Genomic DNA, 21,094 nt, shown 5'->3' with positions numbered 1-21,094 from the left:
CGGGGAGGATCAGCTGGTGGCGGCGTTGATGAGGACCTTGTCCGTGGTGAGCGCGCCGGAGTCGACACCCCACTTCTTCAGGATCTGCAGGTAGGTGCCGTCGTTGATGAGGTCCTTGATCGCGCCCTGGATGGCCTGCGCCATCTGGCCGTCGCCCTTGGGCACGACGATGCCGTAGGGAGCGCTGTTGTAGTTCTGGCCGATCTTGACCAGTTGGCCGTTGCTCTGCTTGACGGCGTAGTCGACGACGGGGGAGTCGGCCATCATCGCCTGGTCGCGCTTGGCGATCAGCGCCGAGGTGGCGTCCGTCTGCGCGTTGAACTGGTCGCCGTTGCCCGGGACCTCGGCCTTGCCGGCCTTCTTGCAGGCCGGGTTGATGGTCTGTGCGATCTCCTGCGACTCGGTGGTGTTGGTCTGCACCGAGACCTTGATGCCGCACAGGTCGGACGCCTGGCCGCTCAGCTTGTCCGGGTTGCCGGCCAGCGTGGCGATGGCCTCGCCCGCGTTGTAGTACTCGACCAGGTCGACCTGCTGCTCGCGGGCCTTGGTGTCGGTGAAGGAGGAGAGGCTCAGGTCGTACTTCTTGGCGGTGATGCCGCCGAGGATGCTGCCGAAGTCGGCGCTCTGCCACTGGGCCTTGAGGCCCAGCTTCTTCAGGATCGCGTTGCCGAGGTCGACGTCCATGCCGACGATGTTGCCGCTCGCGTCCTTGAACTCGGACGGCGCGTAGGTGGAGTCGGTGGCGATGAGGACGGTGCCCTTGGTCTTCAGGGCGGCGGGGACCATGGCCGCGAGCGCCGAGTCGGCGCCCTCCGCGTTCACCGACTGCGAGGCGTTGGGCGCGGCACCGGAGCCGCCGCCGATCTTGGAGCTGCCGCAGCCGGTGAGGATCAGGGAGCCGGCCACGGCGACGGAGCCGGCGAGGAGGAGACGCTGCGAGACGGAACGAGCCATGAGGGTGGGTCCTCCTGCGATGTATGAACGCGCCGAGGACGGCCTGCACACCGTTATGCGTCCCGCCCCCGCGTGAATTGAGACCGCATCCTCTCACTGCCGAGAGTGTGTTCGGCTGCACAGTTGGGTCAAAATCAGATAACAAGCCGCAGCTCGCAGCGCGGCTCGCGGGTCCGGGAGGGCGGGCCCGATGCGGCATACTCGTTACGGTGAGCACCGTTCCCCAGATCCGCGCCCTGCCCGTGCCCGACGGCCTCGAAGGCGAGCGCGTCGACGCCGCGATCGCCCGCATGTTCGGCTTCTCCCGCACGAAGGCCGCCGAGCTGGCCGCCGAGGGCAAGGTCACCGTGGACGGTGCCGAGGTCGGCAAGTCCGAGCGGGTCACCGCCGGAGCCTGGCTGGAGGTCGAGATCCCGGCGCCGCCGGCGCCGGTGCAGATCGTCGCGGAGAAGATCGACGACATGAAGATCGTCTACGACGACGAGCACTTCGTCCTCGTGGACAAGCCGGTCGGCGTCGCCGCGCACCCGAGCCCGGGCTGGACCGGTCCCACCGTCATCGGCGGCCTCGCCGGGGCGGGCTACCGCATCTCCACCTCCGGCGCCGCCGAGCGCCAGGGCGTGGTGCACCGCCTGGACGTCGGCACCTCCGGCCTGATGGTCGTCGCCAAGTCCGAGCAGGCCTACACCTCGCTCAAGCAGCAGTTCCGCGACCGGGTGCCGGAGAAGCGCTACAACGCGCTGGTCCAGGGCCACCCGGACCCGCTGTCCGGCACCGTCGACGCGCCGATCGACCGCCACCCCAGCAGCGACTGGAAGTGGGCCGTGGTCGCCGGCGGCAAGCCGTCGGTCACCCACTACGACCTGATCGAGGCCTACCGCGCCGCCTCGCTGCTGGACATCAAGCTGGAGACGGGCCGCACCCACCAGATCCGCGTCCACATGTCCGCGCTGCGCCACCCCTGCGTCGGTGACCTCACCTACGGCGCCGACCCGACCCTGGCCAAGCGCCTGGGCCTGACCCGGCAGTGGCTGCACGCCGTCTCGCTCGGCTTCGAGCACCCGGCGACGGGGGAGTGGGTCGAGTTCCGCAGCGAGTACCCGGCCGACCTGGCCCGCGCCCTGGAGATCATCAGTGCCGAGAGCTGAGGACGTCTCGAGCGACGTCTCGACCGACGTCTCGATCGAGGTGGCGACCGAGGCGGACATGCCCGATGTCCGCGCGGTCCGCCACGAGGTCTTCGTCGAGGAGCAGAACGTTCCCGTCGAGCTCGAGTACGACGAGCTCGACGCGACCAGCGTGCACGTGCTCGCACGTGACGCCGAGGGCACGCCGCTCGGCACCGGTCGGCTGATCCATGGTCCGCAGGCGCTGGCCGAGACGGGTCGTGAGGGCGTCGTGCTGCTCGGCCGGCTGGCGGTCCGTCAGCAGGCGCGCGGTACCGGGCTCGGGGCCGCGCTGGTGCGGGCCATCGAGGCGGCGGGGCGCGAACACGGCGGCGTGGAGCTGGAACTGCACGCCCAGGTGGCGGCCCTCGGCTTCTACGAACGGCTGGGATATGTCGCCTTTGGCGAGGAATACCCGGATGCTGGAATTCCGCACCGAAGTATGCTGAAGCGTCTGGTCTGACTGTTAGGTCTGGCCCGACCGTGAGGTCTGGCATGATGCATTTGTGGCGCAGCTGACTCTTCTCTTCACGGTCTTTCTCTGCGCCATCATCAGCACCCCGATCGCCGAGCGGATCCGGGTGCCGCAGCCCGTGCTGATGACCCTGATCGGCATCGTGCTGGCGCTGCTGCCGTTCGTGCCGAACATCAGCATCGAGCCGGACCTGATCCTGCCGCTGGTGCTGCCGCCGCTGATCTACGCGTCCGCGCAGCGCTCCACGGCGCGCTACTACCGGCAGAACGCCCGGGTGATCCTGCTGCTGGCCGTGGCGCTGGTGCTGCTCACCACCGTGGCGGTGGCCGGCGCCATGCAGTGGATCACCCCGGCCATGCCGGTGGCGGCGGCCGTCGCGCTGGGCGCGCTGATCTCCCCGCCCGACCCGATCGCGGCCGCGGCGGTGGCCTCCAGCGTCGGCCTGCCGCGTCGCCTGCTCGGCATCCTGGAGACCGAGGGTCTCTTCAACGACGTCACCGCGCTGGTCGTCTACGCGCTGGCCATCGACGCCGTGGTGACCGGTCAGTTCTCCACCGTGCACGCCGCGTTGCGGCTGCTGCTGTCGGCCGTGCTGGCCGTCGTCTTCGGTGTCGGCATCGGCTGGCTGAGCGGCAAGGCCATAGAGCTGCTCAGCGACGCCACGCTGCAGGTCGGGCTCAGCCTGCTGGTCCCGTTCGCGGCCTACGTGCTCGCCGACCAGCTGCACGGCTCCGGCGTGCTGGCGGTGCTGGTCTGCGCGCTGTGGATCAACGACCGCGCGGTCGGCGCCGACGACGTCTCCTTCCGGCTGGTCGGCTCCGCGTTCTGGGACGTGGTCGAGCTGCTGATCTCCGGCATGGCCTTCGGGCTGATCGGCCTGGAGTGGTCCAGCGTGCTGCACGAGGTCGGTAGCAGCTGGCCCTCGATGATCGGGGACGCGGCCCTGGTCATCGTCGTCGTGGTCGGCGTCCGGTTCCTGTGGCTGCTGCCCGGCTCCTGGTTCGCCGCCTGGCTGGACCGGAGGCTCGGCCGCCGCGAGGAGGTGACCCCGCTCGGCTGGCGCGAGACCGTGGTGCTGTGGTGGGCGGGGATGCGCGGGGTGGCCTCGGTCGCGCTGGCGCTCGCCATCCCGTTCACTGTGCACGGCGGCAAGGCCTTCCCGCTGCGCTTCGAGATCGTCTTCATCGCCTTCTCCGTGGTCATCTTCACGCTGGTGGTGCAGGGCATGACGCTGCCGCTGGTGGTGCGCTGGCTGGGGCTCAGCCGGGACCAGGACGCCGAGGACCACGAGGAGCGCCGCCTGTGGTACCGGGCCTCCCGGGCCGGGCTGATGCGGCTCAAGGAGATGGCCGCGGGCGAGGAGCTGCCGGAGGAACTGGTCGACCGGCTGAAGCAGCGTCAGGTCGACCGGCTGGCCCGCAGCCGGCCCGATCTCTACGACGAGCAGCAGCGCGAGGAGTGGAAGCAGCGGGTGAAGGCCGTGAAGACCTTGCGCAGGGTGGAGTCCGAAATGCTCGCGGCCTCGCGGGAGGAGATGCAGGCGGCCCGCACGGAACCCGGTGCTGACCCGGAATTGGTCGACCGCGTGATCCGTCGGCTCGATCTGCGCAGCGAGCGCTGAGGCGCGGCGGGCCGCGGGGAGTGGTACAGACCGCCTTAATCCCCCTTTATGCTCATGAGGACCCGCACGAAAGGGGCTCCTGCGCACCGTGAGCAAGGACCTGACCAAGACCGGGACCAAGGGCGTCCCCGGCGAGATCGACCTCGACGACGCCGGCGACGCCGGCTACGCGAAGTCCCTGGCGCCGCGTCACATCAGCATGATCGCCATCGGCGGCGCGATCGGTACCGGGCTCTTCCTCGGCGCCGGCGGCAGGCTCGCCATCGCCGGGCCGTCCCTGGCGATCTCCTACGCGATCGCGGGCGTCTTCGCCTTCCTGGTCGTGCGGGCCCTGGGCGAGCTGGTGCTGCACCGGCCCTCGTCGGGCTCGTTCGTCAGCTACGCCCGCGAGTTCCTCGGCGAGAAGGGCGCGTACGTCGCCGGCTGGATGTACGTGCTCAACTGGGCGACCACCGGCATGGCGGACATCACCGCCGTCGCGCTCTACGTGCACTACTGGGGCGCTTTCACCTCGGTGCCGCAGTGGCTGCTGGCACTGATCGCGCTGGCCGTGGTCGTCTCGGTCAACCTGATCTCGGTCCGGCTCTTCGGCGAGATGGAGTTCTGGTTCGCGATCATCAAGGTCGCGGCGATCGTGGTCTTCCTGATCGTGGGCATCGTGCTGCTCGCCACCCAGCACAAGATCGCCGGGCAGACGCCCGGGCTCCACATGATCAGCGACAACGGCGGCTGGTTCCCGCACGGCGTGGCGCAGATGGTGATCGTGCTGCAGGGCGTGGTCTTCGCCTACGCCGCCATCGAGATGGTCGGCATCACGGCCGGCGAGACGGCCGAGCCGGCCAAGGTGGTGCCGAAGGCGATCAACTCGATCACCTGGCGGATCGCGCTGTTCTACGTCGGCTCGGTGGTGCTGCTCGTCATGCTGCTGCCGTGGTCGGCCTACCACGCGGGCGAGAGCCCGTTCGTGACGGTCTTCTCCAAGATGGGCGTGCCCGCCATCGGCGGCATCATGAACGCCGTCGTGCTGACGGCGGCCATGTCCAGCCTCAACTCCGGCCTGTACTCCACCGGCCGCATCCTGCGCTCGCTGGCCGCGGCCGGCTCCGCGCCCAAGTTCACCGGGAAGATGAGCGCCCGCGCCGTCCCCTACGGCGGCATCTTCTTCACCGCGGGCTTCGCGCTGATCGGTGTCGCGCTCAACGCCTGGCTGCCGGGCGAGGCCTTCGACATCGTGGTCAACATCGCCTCGCTGGGCGTCATCTCCACCTGGATCATGATCATGGTCTGCCACGCCCTCTTCGTCCGCCGCGCCAGGGCCGGCCATGCCGAACGCCCCTCCTACCGCCTCGGCGGCTCCCCCTGGGTCGAGATCGTCACGATCGCGTTCCTGGTCTTCGTGGTCGTCGAGATGGGTGTCCAGGGCGGGGACGTCGGCCGCTGGACCGTCGCCCTCATCATCCCCATCGCCGGCGCCCTGACGGCCGGCTGGTACGCCATCAGGCGTCGGGACTGAGACGGGAAGGCACCGGCTGCGGGAAGACCCGCGTGTGCTTGACGCTGCCGAACGCGAACTCGGTGTCGATCGAGGCGATGCCGGGGATCGCGTGCAGGCGGGTGCGGACCAGGCGTTCGTAGGCCTGCAGGTCCTCGACGACGATCCGGAGCAGGTAGTCGGTGCTGCCCGCCATCAGGTAGCAGTCCTGGATGTGGTCGATCCGCTGGACGTGCTCCTCGAAGGCCCGCACCAGCGCGGCGTTGTGCTGCTCCAGCCGGATCCGCACGAAGGCGGTGACGGGCAGCCCGAAGACGGACTGGTCCACCAGGGCCGTGTAGCCCTCGATGACCCCCGCCTCCTCGAGCCGGCGCACCCGCCGCAGGCAGGGGGAGGGGGAGAGGCGGACCCGGTCGGCCAGCTCCTGGTTGGTCAGTCGGCCGTCCTCCTGCAGCTCGCGGATGATCTCCCGATCGACGGTGTCCATGGTTCTCATGCCTCCTGTGGCAGATTCTGCCCCTTGAGCGGTCTCTGGAGGCATGATTGGCAATCGTATGCCCTGACTGTCGCCATAGCATTGCCATATGTCCCAGACCACGGTTCCCGCCGCGCCCGCGCCTGCCGCCGGAGTCCTTCGCCCGGCCGGGCGCGGGGTGGCCGACCCGCTCGGCGTCCTCGCGCTGGTGGCGACGGTCTGCCTGTGGAGCGCCTTCGCGCTCAGTGACCGGGCGCTCGCCTCCTCCTCGCTGCGCCCGGCGGACGCGGCGCTGATCCGCTTCGGGCTGCCGGCGCTGGTGCTCGCCCCGGCACTGTGGCGTCGGCGGGACCGCTTCACGCGGGCGACCGGCCTGCGCTGGGCACCCGTGGCGAAGATCGTCCTCGGCGGCGGCGTCCCGTTCTACCTGGCCGCGACCTACGGCGGCGCGCTGACCTCGGCCGCGTTCGTCGGCGCGCTGGTGCCGGGCATGGTCCCGCTCTTCGTCGCGGCCCTCGCCGCCCGCGGCGGCCGCGTCCCGCGCGGCCTCCAGGCCATCGGCCTCACCCTCATCGGCCTGGGCGCACTCGCCCTGGTCGGGCCCGACCTCGCGGGCGTCGACGGGCGCACCCTCGGTGGCGTGGGCCTGCTGCTGCTCGCCAGCGGCCTCTGGGCCGTCTACACCGTCGGGCTCCGAGAGATCTCGCTGGACCCCGTCGCCTCGATGGGCCTGCTCTGCGTCCCCACCTTCGTCCTCATCGCGCCGGCGGGCCTGGCCGGCGTCCTGCCGAGCACGCTCCTCACCCACCCCTCCCACGCCGCGCCGCGCGACGTGCTCGCCTTCCTCCTGGTGCAGGGCGTCGGCACCGGCATCTGCTCCGGCCTCTTCTACGCCACCGCGATCCGCCGCCTCGGCCCCGAACGCTGCACCACCGTCGGCAGCCTCAGCCCCGTCCTCACCGCCGCGGCCGCCGTCCCCCTCCTCGCCGAACCCCTGACCCTTCCCGTCCTCGCCGGCACCGCCCTCGTCGCGGCGGGCGTGATGCTGGCCAACCGACGCGACGTCAGTTGACGTGGCTGCTCGGGTGCCCTGTCCGCCCGGCCTCGTCCCGGCTACTCGCCCGTGCGCACGCGCGGCAGCGCTCCCGGGTGGTGGTCGCGGAGCCAGGCGAGGAGGTGTTCGCGGGCGGCGCACTTGAGGGTGTAGGCGTCGTCGGGGTTGCGGGCCGTCATGGTGGCGCGGACGACGATGGTGGACGGGGTGGTGTCGAAGACGACCAGGCTCCAGTCGCGGCCGTCCCACTCCTTGCTGTCGAGCAGCAGGCGGTGGAACTCCGCGCGCAGCTCCGGGACCGGAGTGGTGTGGTCGAGGTGGAGCAGCACCCAGCCGGTGGTGTGGGTGTCGGTGCGGGTCCAGTTCTCGAAGGGGCGGCTGACGAAGTAGGAGACCGGGACGACCAGGCGGCGTTGGTCCCAGAGGCGGACCACGAGGTAGGCGAGGGTGATCTCCTCGACCGTGCCCTGCTGCTGCTCGACCACCACGGTGTCGCCGATCCGGACCAGGTCGCCGAAGGCGATGACCAGGCCGGAGAAGAAGTTGCCCAGGGTGCTCTGGGCCGCGATGCCGGCGACGACGCCGATCAGGCCGGCCGAGGCCAGCAGTGAAGCCCCGACGGCGCGCATCTCCGGGAAGGTCAGCAGCATCGCGCCGACGGTGATCAGCGCGACCAGCGCGCCGGTCGCCCGGCGCAGCAGATTGACCTGGGTGCGCACGCGCTGGACCCGTGACGGGTCGTCGCTGAGCTCGCGGTAGCGGGCGAAGACCGCGGACAGCACGGCCGCGAGGACCCGGTTCGCCAGCCAGCCGACGGACGCGATCAGCGCCAGCAGCAGTCCGTGCCGCACGTCCCCGGCCGAGGACGTGAACAACTGCGCCAGCGGCGCGTTGGCGAGCAGCAGGGAGAGGCAGACGACGAGCTGCAGCGGGATCCGGCAGCGCCGCAGCAGCGGCCAGACCGTCGTCTCGGGGTGCCGCACGGCGATCCGCTGGAGCGCCTTGTCGACCAACCAGCCGATGAGCAGCGTGAGGCCGATGGTCAGCGCCACGGTGATCAGTTGGACAGTCACCTTCCAGGACATATCCGATTTGTTAACATACCGGGTCGGCCACCGTGCAACTCCCGGCGTGTCTCGGCACGGGAGGGATTAGTGTTGCCCTATCCACCCCGCCGCCTTCTGCCCGAGGGAGTTCTGTCCGCCGTGGCCGACAGCTTCGTTCACCTGCATGTTCACACTGAGTTCTCGATGCTGGACGGGGCCGCGAAGAACGGCAAGATGTTCGCCGAGGTCGAGCGGCAGGGCATGCCCGCGATCGCGATGTCCGACCACGGCAACATGTTCGGCGCGTACGAGTTCTTCCAGATCGCCAAGAAGCACCCGGTGAAGCCGATCATCGGCATCGAGGCCTACGTCGCGCCGGGCAGCCGCACCCACAAGAAGCAGACCTTCTGGGGCCAGCAGGGCGGCCGGATGGCCGGCGGGGACGCCAGTGGTGAGGGCGGCAAGGACGTCTCCGGTGGTGGCCGGTACACCCACATGACGATGTGGGCCAAGAACGCGGGCGGGCTGCGCAACCTGTTCCGGCTGAGCTCGCTCGCCTCCATCGAGGGCTACTACATGAAGCCCCGGATGGACCGCGAGCTGATCGCCCAGCACGCCGAGGGCATCATCGCCACCACCGGCTGCCCCTCGGGCGAGGTGCAGACCAGGCTCCGCCTCGGGCAGTACGAGGAGGCCGTCGCGGCAGCCGCCGCGTACCAGGACATCTTCGGCAGGGAGAACTACTTCCTGGAGTTGATGGACCACGGGCTCGGCATCGAGCGCGACGTCCGCCAGGACCTGCTGCGCCTGGCCAAGGACCTGAAAATCCCGCTCCTGGCCACCAACGACTCGCACTACGTCACCGCCGACCAGGCGGACGCGCACGACAACCTGCTCTGCATCGGCGTCGGCAAGAACAAGGACGACCCGAACCGCTTCAAGTTCAACGGCTCCGGCTACTACCTGAAGACCGCCGAGGAGATGCGCGAGCTCTTCGCCGAGCTGCCGGAGGCGTGCGACAACACCCTCCTCGTCGAGTCGATGATCGAGCCCTACGACGAGGTCTTCGACTTCGTCGACCGGATGCCGCAGTTCGACGTGCCCGAGGGCGAGACGCAGGTCTCCTACCTGCGCCAGAAGATCGGCGAGGGCCTCAAGCGGCGCTTCGGCGACGACCCCGGCCAGGACGTGCTCGACCGGATCGAGCTGGAGATGTCCGTCATCGACCCGATGGGCTTCTCCTCCTACTTCCTCGTGGTCGCGGACATCTGCCAGCACGCCCGCGACAACGGCATCCCCGTCGGCCCCGGCCGTGGTTCCGCCGCCGGCTCGATGGTCGCCTACCTGACCGGCATCACCCAGCTCGACCCGATCGAGCACGACCTGCTGTTCGAGCGCTTCCTCAACCCCGAGCGCATCAACCCGCCGGACGTCGACATCGACTTCGACGACCGCCAGCGCGACCAGATGGTGCGGTACGTCAGCGAGAAGTACGGCGCCGCGTACACCGCCCAGGTGAACACCTTCGGCACCATCAAGGCCAAGGCCGCCGTCAAGGACTCGTCCCGCATCCTCGGCTACCCCTTCGCCATGGGCGACAAGATCACCAAGGCGATGCCGCCGGACGTGATGGGCAAGGGCGTCCCGCTCAAGGACCTCTTCGACTCCTCGCACTCGCGCTACAACGAGGGCACCGAGATCCGCGCCCTGTACGAGAACGAGCCCGACGTCAAGAAGATCATCGACACGGGCATGGGTATCGAGGGCCTGATCCGCGGCACCGGCGTGCACGCCGCGGCCGTGATCCTCTCCTCGGCCCCGCTGCTGGACCTGATCCCGCTGCACATGCGGGACAAGGACGGCACCATCATCACCGGCTTCGACTACCCGTCGTGCGAAGCCATGGGCCTGATCAAGATGGACTTCCTGGGTCTGCGGAACCTGGGCATCATCGATCACTGCATCAAGATCATCAAGGCCAACCGGGGCGTCGACGTCGACTGCGACGAGATCCCGCTGGACGATCCGGTCACCTTCCAGCTGCTGGCGCGCGGCGACACCCTGGGCGTGTTCCAGCTCGATGGTGGTCCCATGCGCGCGCTGCTGCGCCTGATGAAGCCCACCGAGTTCGCCGACATCTCCGCCGTCTCGGCGCTGTACCGGCCGGGCCCGATGGGCATGAACTCGCACACCAACTACGCGCTGCGCAAGAACGCCCAGCAGGAGATCACCCCGATCCACCCGGAGCTGGAGGAGCCGCTCAAGGACGTCCTCGGCCCCACCTACGGCCTGATCGTCTACCAGGAGCAGGTGCAGCGAGCCGCGCAGGTGCTGGCCGGCTACAGCCTCGGACAGGCCGACCTGCTCCGCCGAGCCATGGGCAAGAAGAAGAAGGAGGTCCTGGAGAAGGAGTTCGTCCCCTTCCACGCGGGCTGCAAGGAGCGCGGCTACTCGGACGAGGCGATCCAGGCGGTGTGGGACGTGCTGGTCCCGTTCGCCGGCTACGCCTTCAACAAGTCGCACTCCGCCGCGTACGGCCTGGTCTCCTACTGGACCGCGTACCTCAAGGCCAACTACCCGGCCGAGTACATGGCCGCGCTGCTCACGTCCGTCGGCGACGACAAGGACAAGATGGCGATCTACCTGGCCGACGCCCGCGCCCAGGGCATCCGGGTGCTCTCGCCGGACATCAACGAGTCCGTCACCGACTTCACCGCCGTCGGCGAGGACGTCCGCTTCGGCCTCAAGGCCATCCGCAACGTCGGTGAGAACGTCATCGACTCGCTGGTGGAGACCCGCAAGGCCAAGGGCAAGTACGTCACCTTCGCCGACTTCCTGGACAAGGTCGAGCTGCCGGTCTGCAACAAGCGCGCCGTCGACTCGCTGATCAAGGCCGGCGCGTTCGACTCGCTGAACCACACCCGGCGCGGACTGGTCGCCGTGGCGGAGAACGCGATCGACGCCGTCATCGGCGTCAAGAAGCAGGCCGCGATCGGCCAGGACGACCTCTTCGGCGCGATCGACGACGGCAACGACGCCCCGACCATCGGCCTGGACTTCGTCCTGGACGACAAGGAATGGCCGCGCAAGCACCTGCTCTCCACCGAGCGGGAGATGCTCGGCCTCTACGTCTCCAGCCACCCGCTGGACGGCGCCGAGCACATCCTCGCGCGCAACCGCGACACCTCGATCGCGGAGCTGCTCGGCTCCGGCCGGACGGAGGGCGAGGTCAAGCTCTCCGGACTGATCACCTCGGTGGACCGCCGGATCAACAAGGCGGGCAACGCCTGGGCGCTGATCACCCTGGCCGACCGTGACGGCTCGGTCGAGGTGCTGTTCTTCCCGAAGACGTACCTGCTGCTCAGCGAGATGCTGGTGGAGGACAACGTCGTCGCGGTCAAGGGCCGCCTCAACGAGCGGGACGGTGCGCTGAGCATCTTCGGCTCGGAGATGCAGATGCTCGACATCTCCTCCGCGGAGCACGGCGGCAAGCCGCCGGTCCAGCTGAACATCCACGAGCGGAAGATCAACGCCCAGCTGGTCGCCGAGCTCAAGCGCGCCCTGCGGGCCCACCCGGGCGACGTCCCGGTCCGGCTGCTGATGGAGGGTCACTCGCGCAGCGTGCTCTTCGAACTGGGCTTCCTGGTGGACCCGGACAACGGCTTCGCCAGCGACATCAAGGGCATGCTGGGCGCCGGAGCGTGGGCGACCGTCTGAAACAGGCCTCAGCCGTGAGCGGCCGCCCGGAAGCCGTCGCCCTCCCGTCGGACCTCGACCACGCCGCTGCCGCCGAAGTGCGCCGGGACGACCAGCTCCCGTAGGTCCGCGGCCCGCTCCAGGATCCGGCGGCGGGTCGCGGCCGCGGCGGCCTGGTCGAGGCAGAAGCAGCTGTTGTGGGCGGGGTCGAGCAGCTGCACCGGGCTGTGCAGCAGGTCGCCGACGAAGACCGCGCGGTCCCCGCCGGAGGTGAGCCGCAGCACGGAGGAGCCGGGGCTGTGGCCGGGAGCCGGCTCCAGGGTCAGGTGCTCGTCGATGCGGTGGGCGTCCTCCCACAGCTCCAGCTGCCCGGCGCGGGCGACGGGCGCCACGCTGTCCTCGAAGATCAGGCGGTCGTCCGGGCGTCGCCCGCCGGCGTAGCCGCCCTCGGGGCCGTAGTGGGCGTGGTCCGCGGCCGGCAGCAGGTAGCGGGCGTTCGGGAAGGTCGGCACCCACTCCCCGTCCACGTCGGTGGTGTTCCACCCGACGTGGTCGGCGTGGAGGTGGGTGTTCACGACGACGTCGACGTCCTCCGGCCGGACCCCGGCGCGTGCCAGCCGGTCCAGGAAGTCGCCCTCCCGCCGGTGGAAGAGCGGCACGCTCGGCCGCTCCCGGCCGTTGCCGACGCCGGTGTCCACCAGCACGGTCCGTCCGCCGCTGCGCAGCACCCAGGTCTGCACGGCGAGCACGGCCCGGCCGCTGTCGCGCTCGAGGTGGTCCGGCGCCAGCCAGTCGGCGTTCCGCTCCCACAGCTCCGCGGGTGTGCCCGGCACCAACTGCGGGCCGGGCAGGTGCGGCCCGGCCCACTCCACGACGCGCACGATCTCCACGTCGCCCAGCTTGAAGGTCTGCTCCCGGTCAGTGATCATGCCACCGACGCTAACCCCTGCTGATCCGGCGTCACAACGCCCTTCGGGGCAGCGGACGGGACTACTGGTCGTCCTTCGGGGTGAAGAGTGTCGTCGCGCCGAGGAAGGTCAGCAGTGCCGCCATCGGCCAGGCCACGATCGCGGTCTTCGCGCCCAGCGCCAGCGGACGGGAGAAGTCGGTGTTCGTCGGGACCTGCTTCGCCAGCGTGAGGATGTCCTGCTGGCCGAGGTGGACGCCCAGCTGCCAGGCGACCCAGCCCGCCGCCAGCCCGCCGAGGGTGAGTCCGACGGGCACCGCCAGGCCCGCGCCGCGGCGGCGGGTGAGGACGTAGGAGAGTGCCGCCGCCAGGATGCCGAAGCAGGCGCCGATGAGGGCGAAGACGCCGTCCGCGGCGATCTGCTGCTCGCCCTCGGGGTCGCGCAGGTAGACCGCGGTGCCGTCGGAGTAGAGCGGGACCCGAGGAGCCATGGCGTGCCACAGCAGGCCGAAGAGGAGACCGACGACAGCCGAACCGAGGACCAGGGCGAGACCGATCAGGATCTCGCGGCGCAGGTCGGGCCGCGGGCGCGCGGACTCGGCGGGGGCGTGCCACTCCGGACCCGCTCCGGGGGGAACCGGAGGTGCGGACGGCGGGTGGCTGGGGCCCTCGGGGCTGTTGGGTGCGGTCACCGGGACATGGTCGCACGTCCGTCCGGCCGCCGCGCGGACGGACCCGCGACCGACGGCGCTCAGGCGCGCGTCGCGGCCTTGCGGTAGGCCCAGGTGGAGAGCGCCAGCGACAGCACGCCCACCACCGCGCAGACGGCGAGGTCCGCGGCGACGACCGCCCAGTCCGGCCGCGCCGTGAAGGTGCGGGCGAAGGCCTCGACGCCGTAGGTCGAGGGCAGCAGGTCGCGCAGCCACTGGACGGGCGTCGGCATGTGACTGGCCGGCAGCACGCCGAGCAGCAGCGCCGCCGACATGCCGAGCTGGCCCAGCAGCGTCGCGATCTCCTGCTTCGGCGCCAGCAGACCCAGCGCGGCGCCGACCCCGGCCAGCGCCGCGCCCGCGAGCGGGATCACCGCCAGCACGATCCACACGTGCACCCACGGCAGTTGGAACAGCGCGCAGCCCACGGCCGCGGTCACCAGCGTGCCCGGCACGGTGAAGGAGGCGTAGGCCGCCGCCGTGCCCAGCACCACGGACGCGGCCGGGACCGGCAGTGTCGCATAGTGGTCGAGGCCCCCGGTGGCGCGCAGCCTGCCGAAGTACTGGGCGAACAGGTTCAGCGCGACGAAAGCGACGACCAGCACCGCCGAGCCGGCGACCACGTCGCGGGCCGCCTCCGTGTCGTGGGCGCCGACCACGCCGCGCATCATCACCAGGATGCCGAGGGACTGGAAGGTGGCCACGAACATCAGCGGGATCCGGGCCACCCTGGCCCGGGAGAGCTGGGCGCGGTAGACGGCGCCGAGGGAGGGCAGCAGGCTCGCGCGCGGGGCGAGGGGCTGCGCTTCGTCGAGGAGGGCGGTGTCGCTCACTTCTCCAGCCCCTCGTGCCGGCCGCCGAGCAGCAGGTAGACGTCCTCCAGGCTGGGCGTGGAGAGGGAGAAGTCGTCGAGCGCCGCGAAGGCCGGTCCGGCGGTCACCTGGGCGACCAGCTCGCGGGCCTCGTCCGGGTCGGTGCGCACGGTCCAGCGGCGGCCGTTGACGGCCGAGCGGCCGGCCAGCGCGGCGACCAGCGGGATCGCGGTCGGGGCCCCGTCGCGCCAGACCAGGTCGAGCCGGACGGAGCCGTCCACCATGGCCTTGAGGCCGCCGGGGGTGTCGCAGGCGATGACCCGGCCCTCGTCGACGACCGCGACCCGGTCCAGCACCGTCTCGGCCTCGATGACGTTGTGGGTGACCAGCAGCACCGTCGCGCCGTCCTGATCGCGGCGGCGGTCGACAGCGGACCAGACGGAGCGACGGGCGATCGGGTCCATGCCGGTGGTCGGCTCGTCCAGGACCAGCAGCGGACGCGGCCCGGCCAGCGCGGCGCCGAAGCAGGCCAGCCGGCGCTGGCCGCCGGAGAGCTTGGCCAGCGGACGGTGGGCGAGCGGGCCCAGCGCCAGCTCGTCGATCACGTCCGCGGTGGCGGCGCGGGCGAGCGCGGTCGGCAGGCCGCGCAGCCGGGCGGTGGTCTCGATGGCGAGGCGGACGGTGAGCTCGTCCAGCGCCGTCGACTCCTGGCCGAGGTAGGCGAGCAGCCGTGCGGCCCGGTCGGGGTGGCGGACGATGTCGTGGCCGAGGATCTCGATGCCGCCCGAGTCCGGCCGCAGCAGGCCGGTGAGCTGGCGGACCAGGGTGGACTTGCCGGCGCCGTTCGGGCCGAGCAGACCGAACACCTCGCCGCGGCGGACCTCCAGCGAGATCCCGTCGTTGGCCCGCACCCGGGTGGCCCCGGCGCCGCGGCCGACGCGGTAGGTCTTCACCACGTCCCGCACCGCGCAGCAGATGGCGGTCGCGGGGGCGGCCGTCGCCGCCTGCGGTTCAGCTGCCACCGTGTTCACGTGCTCCCTCACCGTCCGGGCACGCTGGGGGAGACCCGGACCGCGTAGAGCCTACGCCGCCCGCGACCTACCGTCGTACGGGGGCGGACCGGACGGGTCCGGCTTCGGGGACAATGGGGGCGGCCTGTGGTCGATCGAGGATGAGGAAGATGCGCAGACGGTCCGTGCTCCTGCTGGCCTCCGGGGTGCTCGCGGTGGGCGGCATCGTGCTGCCCTCGATCGGGGAGAAGCAGTCGAGCGGCTCCACCCGGATCACCCACGTCGTGGTCAACGAGGGCAAGCCCGTGGTGCTCAAGGGCAAGGAGAGCGCGACGGTGAGCTTCGCCGTCACCGCCGAGGACAAGTCCGGGATCAGGTCGGTCGACAAGATCGGCGTCTGGGGCGGCAACTACGGCGTGCTCCGGCCGACGGCGGCGCCCTGCGTCGCCAAGAGCAAGACCGTCTCGGTCTGCACCGGCTCCTTCACGGTGAACCTGGCCAACCACGACGTCTACGACAACATGGCCGGCGAGTGGTACGTCCAGGCCACCGCCACGGCCAACGACGGGGACCGGTTCGAGTCCGACACGGCCGGCAAGTTCTTCATCAAGAAGGACGGCTACGCGACGCTGACCGGTACCCAGTCCACCGCCTCGCCCGGGACGCTGCTGGACATCGAGGGCCAGCTGATGCAGCCGAACTGGAAGACCTGGCTGTGGGTGTGGAACCCGAGCCAGCCGGTGCAGCTGCGCTTCAAGGCCGCCGGCAGCTCGACCTGGCAGATCGTCGCCCGCACGAAGACGGACGCGCGCGGCTTCATGCGCGCCGAGACCAAGGCCACCACGACGGGCACCTACGCCTGGTACTACGCGGGCAAGGACTGGTCGGTGCCGGTGACCAGCGCGGCGGCCCAGGTCAGCGTGGGCTGAGCTCGGCCTGGGCCGAGTCGCACCGGCGGGCGGGCCTCTCAGCCGCGCCCGATGGGCGCGACGACGGCCTTCGTCAGCGTCGCCAGGTCCTGTGGGGCCAGCTCCACCTCCAGGCCGCGGCGGCCGGCCGAGACGAAGACGGTCGCGTGCTCCAGCGCGGACGCGTCCAGCACCGTCCGCAGCGCCTTGCGCTGGCCCAGCGGCGAGATGCCGCCGCGCACGTAGCCGCTGCTGCGCTCGGCGGCCACCGGATCCGCCATCGCGGCCCGCTTGCCGCCGACGGCGGCGGCCAGCGCCTTCAGGTCCAGCTGCCCGGCGACCGGCACCACACCGACCACCAGCGCACCGTCGACCTCGGCGACGAGCGTCTTGAGGACCCGCTCCGGCGCGAGGCCCAGCGCCTGCGCCGCCTCGCCGCCGTAGGACTCCGCGGCCGGGTCGTGGACGTAGTCGTGCACCGTGAACGCGACGCCGGCCGCCTCCAGCGCGACGGTCGCGGGCGTGCCCTGGCCGCCCCTGCCCTTCTTGGCCATGGGTTCCGCTCCTAGTTCGGGCTGAAGGCCTGGCGGGTCAGCTCCACCGCCGGCAGTGAGGGCAGCTTGGCCAGCACCGCGGCCTCGCGGCGCAGCAGGCGCAGCTCCGCGCGCAGCCGGTCGCTCGCCGAGGCGGCGGCGAGCAGGTGCTGCTTGTCCTGGGTGTCCAGCACCGAGGCCGCAGCGACCAGGTAGGACAGGACGTTCGGGTCGTCCGGCAGCTCGCGCTCACCGGCGACGGTGCTCTCCTGCGCGCCGGCCAGCCGCTTGCGGTAGGTGCGGAAGACCCGCTCCACGCCCTTGGCCAGCAGCTGCGCCTCCGGCCCCGTCTCCTCCGGGACGTCCTCGACCTCGGCCGTCAGATACGGCCCGGTCGTGTCGACGGAGAGGATCCGGAAGCGGGTCGTGCCGCTGGCGATCAGCTCGAAGCGGCCGTCGCGGTGCGGGGTGAGCTGGGCGATCTCGGCGACGCAGCCGATCTCGAAGAGCGCCCGCTCCGGGTCCGAGCCGAGCCCGGCCAGCGCGGGCACCTCGCTGTCCACTCCGGTCGGCGCGACCTCGCGCCCGTCGCGGATCGCCACGACGCCGAAGCGGTGCGGCTCCGGCTTGGCGGTCAGGTCGGCCATCAGCCGGCGGTAGCGCTCCTCGAACACGTGGAGGGGGAGCACCAGCCCCGGATAGAGCACCGAGCCCAGCGGGAAGAGGGGGAGCCGTTCCGTCACAGTGCGCAAGCGTAAGGGCTACTCACCAGTCCAGGTGCCCGTACCGGGTCGCGCTCGGGGCAGCTCGCCGGTACGGGCGCTCAGGTGTCTCCGGCTCGGGGACCGGAGACCTCACCAACGCTGCCCCCGCCGCCCGTTCGCGGCGAGCCCGGCGCGGCCGAACGTGTCGTTGGCCACTCGGGGGCCTGCCGTGGCCCGTTGCGGGGCTTTCCGGGCCGATGATGTCACCGCGTGTCTCAGGAGGCGTATCAGAGAGTGATATGCCACGGCAGTGTTTTCCCAGGCCTCACTAGACTTGACAACGTGATTTCTCGAATCGACCTCCGCAGCTCCACCGAGGACCCGCGCGCCGTGCTGCCGCGCGCCGAGCTCGATGTCGAGGCCGCCCTGGAGAAGGTGCGGCCCATCTGCGAGGACGTCCACCATCGGGGCGTCGAGGCGCTGATCGAGATCACGGAGCGCTTCGACGGGGTTCGACTGTCCGACATCCGCGTGCCCAAGGCGACGATCACCGCCGCGCTGGAGACGCTGGACCCCGCCGTCCGGGCCGCGCTGGAGGAGTCGATCCGCCGCGCCCGCCTGGTGCACCGCGAGCAGCGCCGCACGGACCACACCACCCAGGTGGTGCCCGGTGGCACCGTCACCGAGCGCTGGGTGCCGGTCGAGCGGGTGGGCCTGTACGTGCCGGGCGGCCTGGCCGTCTACCCGTCCTCGGTCGTGATGAACGTCGTCCCGGCGCAGGAGGCGGGCGTCCGCTCGCTCGCCGTGACCTCGCCGCCGCAGAAGGAGTTCGGCGGGCTCCCGCACCCGACGATCCTGGCCGCCTGTGCGCTGCTCGGCGTCGACGAGGTCTACTCCGTGGGCGGCGCCCAGGCGATCGCGATGTTCGCCTACGGCGCCGGCGAGTGCCGTCCGGTCAACCTGGTCACCGGCCCCGGCAACATCTGGGTCGCCGCAGCCAAGCGGCTGCTCAAGGGCCGGATCGGCATCGACGCCGAGGCCGGGCCCACGGAGATCGCGATCCTCGCGGACGCGACCGCCGACCCGCGGCACGTCGCCGCCGACATGATCAGCCAGGCCGAGCACGACCCGATGGCCGCGGCCGTCCTGGTCACCGACTCCGTCGCGCTGGCCGAGGCCGTCGAGGCCGAGCTGCCGAAGCAGGTCGAGGCGACCAAGCACAGCGAGCGCATCGCCACCGCGCTGGCGGGCCCGCAGTCCGGCATCGTGCTGGTCCGCGACCTGGAGCAGGGCCTGGCGCTGGTCAACGCCTACGCGGCCGAGCACCTGGAGATCCAGACCGCCGACTCCGAGGCGGTCGCCGCGCGCGTGATCAACGCGGGCGCGGTCTTCGTCGGCCCGTTCGCGCCCGTCTCGCTGGGCGACTACGCGGCCGGCTCCAACCACGTCCTGCCCACCGGCGGCTGCGCCTGTCACTCCTCCGGGCTCTCCGTCCAGTCCTTCCTGCGCGGCATCCATGTGGTCAGCTACGACCGCGACGCCCTGGCCGAGGTGGCCGGGCACGTGGTCACGCTCGCCAACGCGGAGGACCTTCCGGGCCACGGTGACGCGATCCGTGCCCGCTTCGACTGGACGGTGCCCAACCAGTGACAGACAAGCTCAACATCGACGACCTGCCGATCCGGGACGAGCTCAAGGGCAAGTCCCCGTACGGCGCGCCGCAGCTGCACGTCCCCGTGCTGCTGAACACGAACGAGAACCCGTACTCCCTGCCCGAGGACCTCGTCGCCCGCATCGCCGAGCGCGTCGCCGCGGCCGCGCGGGACCTCAACCGCTACCCCGACCGCGACGCGGTGGAGCTGCGCACCCAGCTGGCGGCTTACCTGACGACCTCCACCGGCCACGCGGTGGTCAAGGAGCAGGTCTGGGCCGCCAACGGTTCCAACGAGATCATCCAGCAGCTGATGCAGACCTTCGGCGGCTCCGGGCGCACCGCGCTCGGCTTCTCGCCGACGTACCAGATGCACGACCTGATCTCGCGCGGTACCGGCACCCGCTGGATCGAGGGCCCGCGCCGTCCGGACTTCACCGTCGACGTCGAGGCCGCCGAGACCGCGCTCCAGGCCGAGCGGCCGGACGTGCTCTTCCTCTGCTCGCCGAACAACCCGACCGGCACGGCCATGGAGCGCGAGACGGTCGTCCGCCTCTACGACGCGGCACAGGCGGTCAAGCCGACGCTGGTCATCGTCGACGAGGCCTACGTCGAGTTCTCGCACCGGCCCTCGCTGCTGGAGCTGCTCGACGGCCGCCCGCTGATGGTGGTCACCCGGACCATGTCCAAGGCCTTCGGCGCGGCCGGCCTGCGGCTCGGCTACTTCGCCGCGGCGTCGGCCGTCGTCGACGCCGTGCAGCTGGTCCGGCTCCCGTACCACCTCTCCGCGGTGACGCAGGCGACGGCCCTGGCCGCGCTGGAGTTCACCGACGTCCTGCTCGGCTACGTCGACAAGCTCAAGGCCGAGCGCGACCGCATCGTCACCGAGCTGCGCGCGCTGGGTCTGGACGTCACCGACTCCGACGCCAACTTCGTGCAGTTCGGCCGCTTCGAGGACACCCACGCGATCTGGCAGGCGATCCTGGCCCGGGGCGTGCTGGTGCGCGACAACGGCGTGCCCGGCCGGCTCCGGGTCACGGCGGGCACCCCCGCCGAGAACGACGCCTTCCTCGACGCCGTCCGTACAGTCCTCAAGGAGAACCGCTAAATGTCCCGCAGCGACCAGCACCGTGTGGGCCGCGTCGAGCGCACCACCAAGGAGACCTCCGTCAAGGTCGAGATAGACCTGGACGGCACCGGGAAGACCGACATCTCCACCGGCGTCGGCTTCTACGACCACATGCTCGACCAGCTCGGCCGGCACGGCTTCTTCGACCTCACCGTGAAGACCGACGGCGACCTGCACATCGACACCCACCACACCATCGAGGACACCTCGCTGGCGCTGGGCGCCGCCTTCAAGCAGGCGCTGGGCGACAAGGTGGGCATCCGCCGTTTCGCCGACGCGTCCGTGCCGCTGGACGAGTCGCTGGCGCAGGTCACCGTGGACCTCTCCGGCCGCCCCTACCTGGTGCACACCGAGCCCGAGGGCATGGCGCCGATGATCGGCTCCTACGACACCACCATGACCCGGCACATCCTGGAGTCCTTCGTGGCCCAGGCGCAGGTCGCGCTCCACGTCCACGTACCGTATGGGCGTAACGCCCACCACATCGTCGAGGCCCAGTTCAAGGCTCTCGCCCGCGCCCTGCGCTCCGCGAGCGAGCTGGACCCGCGGGCGGCGGGCATCATCCCGTCGACCAAGGGCGCGCTGTGAGCGGTACCACGTATGTTCTGATCTTCCTCGGCCTGTTCCTCTGCGGTGGCGCGTACTCCTTCTGGAAGCAGAAGCTGCCCAAGGGCGTCATCGTGCTGCTCGCCCTCTGCGGAGCCATGAGCCTGGCCGCAGGCATCCTGCGGATCTGACCCGCTCGACCCGG

20 protein-coding genes are annotated in these 21,094 nt (G+C 71.0%); 11 read left to right on the top strand and 9 right to left on the bottom strand.

Annotated elements, in window-relative coordinates:
- Positions 1–9 precede the first annotated feature (9 nt).
- The gene (locus DN069_RS16915) at positions 10–954 is read right to left on the bottom strand and encodes an ABC transporter substrate-binding protein (protein ID WP_111501832.1); all 945 of its coding nucleotides are present in this window, start codon (positions 952–954) and stop codon (positions 10–12) included.
- A 209-nt stretch (positions 955–1,163) separates the two neighbouring features.
- Between DN069_RS16915 and DN069_RS16910 the strand changes: the two genes are divergently transcribed.
- The 4 genes from DN069_RS16910 to DN069_RS16895 all read left to right on the top strand — a co-directional run bounded on the left by DN069_RS16910 (position 1,164) and on the right by DN069_RS16895 (position 5,729).
- A complete protein-coding gene (locus DN069_RS16910; protein WP_111501831.1) occupies positions 1,164–2,102 on the top strand; it encodes an RluA family pseudouridine synthase in 939 nt (312 codons plus the stop codon).
- Between the two features lie 58 nt (positions 2,103–2,160).
- The gene (locus DN069_RS16905; protein WP_111501851.1) at positions 2,161–2,583 is read left to right on the top strand and encodes a GNAT family N-acetyltransferase; all 423 of its coding nucleotides are present in this window, start codon (positions 2,161–2,163) and stop codon (positions 2,581–2,583) included.
- 43 nt (positions 2,584–2,626) lie between these two features.
- A complete protein-coding gene (locus DN069_RS16900) occupies positions 2,627–4,216 on the top strand; it encodes a Na+/H+ antiporter (protein ID WP_111501830.1) in 1,590 nt (529 codons plus the stop codon).
- Positions 4,217–4,304: 88 nt separating this feature from the next.
- Positions 4,305–5,729 carry an amino acid permease gene (locus DN069_RS16895; RefSeq protein ID WP_424556291.1) on the top strand — a complete coding sequence of 475 codons (1,425 nt, stop codon included), beginning with the start codon at positions 4,305–4,307 and terminating at the stop codon, positions 5,727–5,729.
- On the opposite strand, the gene DN069_RS16890 is transcribed toward DN069_RS16895, so the two are convergent.
- Positions 5,713–6,195, bottom strand: coding sequence for an Lrp/AsnC family transcriptional regulator (locus tag DN069_RS16890; protein ID WP_111501828.1), 483 nt, complete (start codon positions 6,193–6,195; stop codon positions 5,713–5,715). The genes DN069_RS16895 and DN069_RS16890 overlap by 17 nt on opposite strands.
- Before the next feature lie 97 nt (positions 6,196–6,292).
- Between DN069_RS16890 and DN069_RS16885 the strand changes: the two genes are divergently transcribed.
- Positions 6,293–7,255: a DMT family transporter gene (locus DN069_RS16885; RefSeq protein WP_111501827.1), complete on the top strand. Its 963-nt coding sequence runs from the start codon at positions 6,293–6,295 to the stop codon at positions 7,253–7,255.
- 41 nt (positions 7,256–7,296) lie between these two features.
- On the opposite strand, the gene DN069_RS16880 is transcribed toward DN069_RS16885, so the two are convergent.
- On the bottom strand, positions 7,297–8,310 hold the full coding sequence (locus DN069_RS16880) for a mechanosensitive ion channel family protein (protein WP_111501850.1): 1,014 nt from the start codon (positions 8,308–8,310) through the stop codon (positions 7,297–7,299).
- Positions 8,311–8,442: 132 nt separating this feature from the next.
- Between DN069_RS16880 and dnaE the strand changes: the two genes are divergently transcribed.
- On the top strand, positions 8,443–12,000 hold the full coding sequence (gene dnaE / locus DN069_RS16875) for a DNA polymerase III subunit alpha (protein ID WP_111501826.1): 3,558 nt from the start codon (positions 8,443–8,445) through the stop codon (positions 11,998–12,000).
- A gap of 8 nt (positions 12,001–12,008) precedes the next feature.
- Here the strand turns inward: dnaE and DN069_RS16870 are convergent, their stop codons facing one another.
- The 4 genes from DN069_RS16870 to DN069_RS16855 all read right to left on the bottom strand — a co-directional run bounded on the left by DN069_RS16870 (position 12,009) and on the right by DN069_RS16855 (position 15,430).
- On the bottom strand, positions 12,009–12,908 hold the full coding sequence (locus DN069_RS16870; RefSeq protein ID WP_111501825.1) for an MBL fold metallo-hydrolase: 900 nt from the start codon (positions 12,906–12,908) through the stop codon (positions 12,009–12,011).
- Positions 12,909–12,969: 61 nt separating this feature from the next.
- Positions 12,970–13,578 (bottom strand): hypothetical protein, encoded by a 609-nt coding sequence (locus DN069_RS16865; protein WP_111501824.1) that lies wholly within the window; start codon positions 13,576–13,578, stop codon positions 12,970–12,972.
- Positions 13,579–13,637: 59 nt separating this feature from the next.
- The gene (locus DN069_RS16860) at positions 13,638–14,429 is read right to left on the bottom strand and encodes an ABC transporter permease (protein ID WP_111501823.1); all 792 of its coding nucleotides are present in this window, start codon (positions 14,427–14,429) and stop codon (positions 13,638–13,640) included.
- Complete coding sequence (locus tag DN069_RS16855; RefSeq protein WP_424556290.1) at positions 14,426–15,430, bottom strand: ABC transporter ATP-binding protein; 1,005 nt, start codon at positions 15,428–15,430, stop codon at positions 14,426–14,428. Before DN069_RS16855 ends, DN069_RS16860 begins: the two co-directional genes overlap by 4 nt.
- A gap of 158 nt (positions 15,431–15,588) precedes the next feature.
- On the opposite strand from DN069_RS16855, the gene DN069_RS16850 reads away from it, so the two are divergent.
- Entirely contained in the window at positions 15,589–16,347 is a 759-nt protein-coding gene (locus DN069_RS16850) for a hypothetical protein (RefSeq protein ID WP_111501822.1), read from the top strand.
- 38 nt (positions 16,348–16,385) lie between these two features.
- Here the strand turns inward: DN069_RS16850 and ybaK are convergent, their stop codons facing one another.
- Together ybaK and DN069_RS16840 are read right to left on the bottom strand one after the other, a co-directional pair.
- Entirely contained in the window at positions 16,386–16,880 is a 495-nt protein-coding gene (gene ybaK / locus DN069_RS16845) for a Cys-tRNA(Pro) deacylase (RefSeq protein ID WP_111501821.1), read from the bottom strand.
- A gap of 11 nt (positions 16,881–16,891) precedes the next feature.
- A complete protein-coding gene (locus tag DN069_RS16840) occupies positions 16,892–17,602 on the bottom strand; it encodes an LON peptidase substrate-binding domain-containing protein (protein ID WP_111501820.1) in 711 nt (236 codons plus the stop codon).
- 303 nt (positions 17,603–17,905) lie between these two features.
- Between DN069_RS16840 and hisD the strand changes: the two genes are divergently transcribed.
- The 4 genes from hisD to DN069_RS40085 are packed head-to-tail and all read left to right on the top strand — an operon-like array spanning position 17,906 to position 21,080.
- Positions 17,906–19,213 carry a histidinol dehydrogenase gene (gene hisD, locus DN069_RS16835; RefSeq protein ID WP_111501819.1) on the top strand — a complete coding sequence of 436 codons (1,308 nt, stop codon included), beginning with the start codon at positions 17,906–17,908 and terminating at the stop codon, positions 19,211–19,213.
- Positions 19,210–20,322 carry a histidinol-phosphate transaminase gene (locus tag DN069_RS16830; protein WP_111501818.1) on the top strand — a complete coding sequence of 371 codons (1,113 nt, stop codon included), beginning with the start codon at positions 19,210–19,212 and terminating at the stop codon, positions 20,320–20,322. The genes hisD and DN069_RS16830 overlap by 4 nt, the downstream gene beginning before the upstream one ends.
- Complete coding sequence (gene hisB / locus DN069_RS16825) at positions 20,323–20,931, top strand: imidazoleglycerol-phosphate dehydratase HisB (protein WP_111501817.1); 609 nt, start codon at positions 20,323–20,325, stop codon at positions 20,929–20,931.
- Entirely contained in the window at positions 20,928–21,080 is a 153-nt protein-coding gene (locus tag DN069_RS40085) for a hypothetical protein (protein WP_165845522.1), read from the top strand. The genes hisB and DN069_RS40085 overlap by 4 nt, the downstream gene beginning before the upstream one ends.
- Positions 21,081–21,094: the final 14 nt, after the last annotated feature.

It is taken from the genome of Streptacidiphilus pinicola, assembly GCF_003258295.1.
Lineage (GTDB): Bacteria > Actinomycetota > Actinomycetes > Streptomycetales > Streptomycetaceae > Streptacidiphilus > Streptacidiphilus pinicola.
Note: the sequence above shows the minus strand (reverse complement) of the source record. Positions and strands in the feature narration are given on the sequence as shown.

What these genes read in the sequence shown, in the direction of transcription:
- ybaK (WP_111501821.1), bottom strand. Translation starts at nt 16,880, where the DNA reads ATGGCCAAGAAGGGCAGGGGCGGCCAGGGCACGCCCGCGACCGTCGCG.
- DN069_RS16850 (WP_111501822.1), top strand. Translation starts at nt 15,589, where the DNA reads ATGCGCAGACGGTCCGTGCTCCTGCTGGCCTCCGGGGTGCTCGCGGTG.
- DN069_RS16885 (WP_111501827.1), top strand. Translation starts at nt 6,293, where the DNA reads ATGTCCCAGACCACGGTTCCCGCCGCGCCCGCGCCTGCCGCCGGAGTC.
- DN069_RS16890 (WP_111501828.1), bottom strand. Translation starts at nt 6,195, where the DNA reads ATGGACACCGTCGATCGGGAGATCATCCGCGAGCTGCAGGAGGACGGC.
- DN069_RS16870 (WP_111501825.1), bottom strand. Translation starts at nt 12,908, where the DNA reads ATGATCACTGACCGGGAGCAGACCTTCAAGCTGGGCGACGTGGAGATC.
- DN069_RS16905 (WP_111501851.1), top strand. Translation starts at nt 2,161, where the DNA reads ATGCCCGATGTCCGCGCGGTCCGCCACGAGGTCTTCGTCGAGGAGCAG.
- DN069_RS16915 (WP_111501832.1), bottom strand. Translation starts at nt 954, where the DNA reads ATGGCTCGTTCCGTCTCGCAGCGTCTCCTCCTCGCCGGCTCCGTCGCC.
- hisB (WP_111501817.1), top strand. Translation starts at nt 20,323, where the DNA reads ATGTCCCGCAGCGACCAGCACCGTGTGGGCCGCGTCGAGCGCACCACC.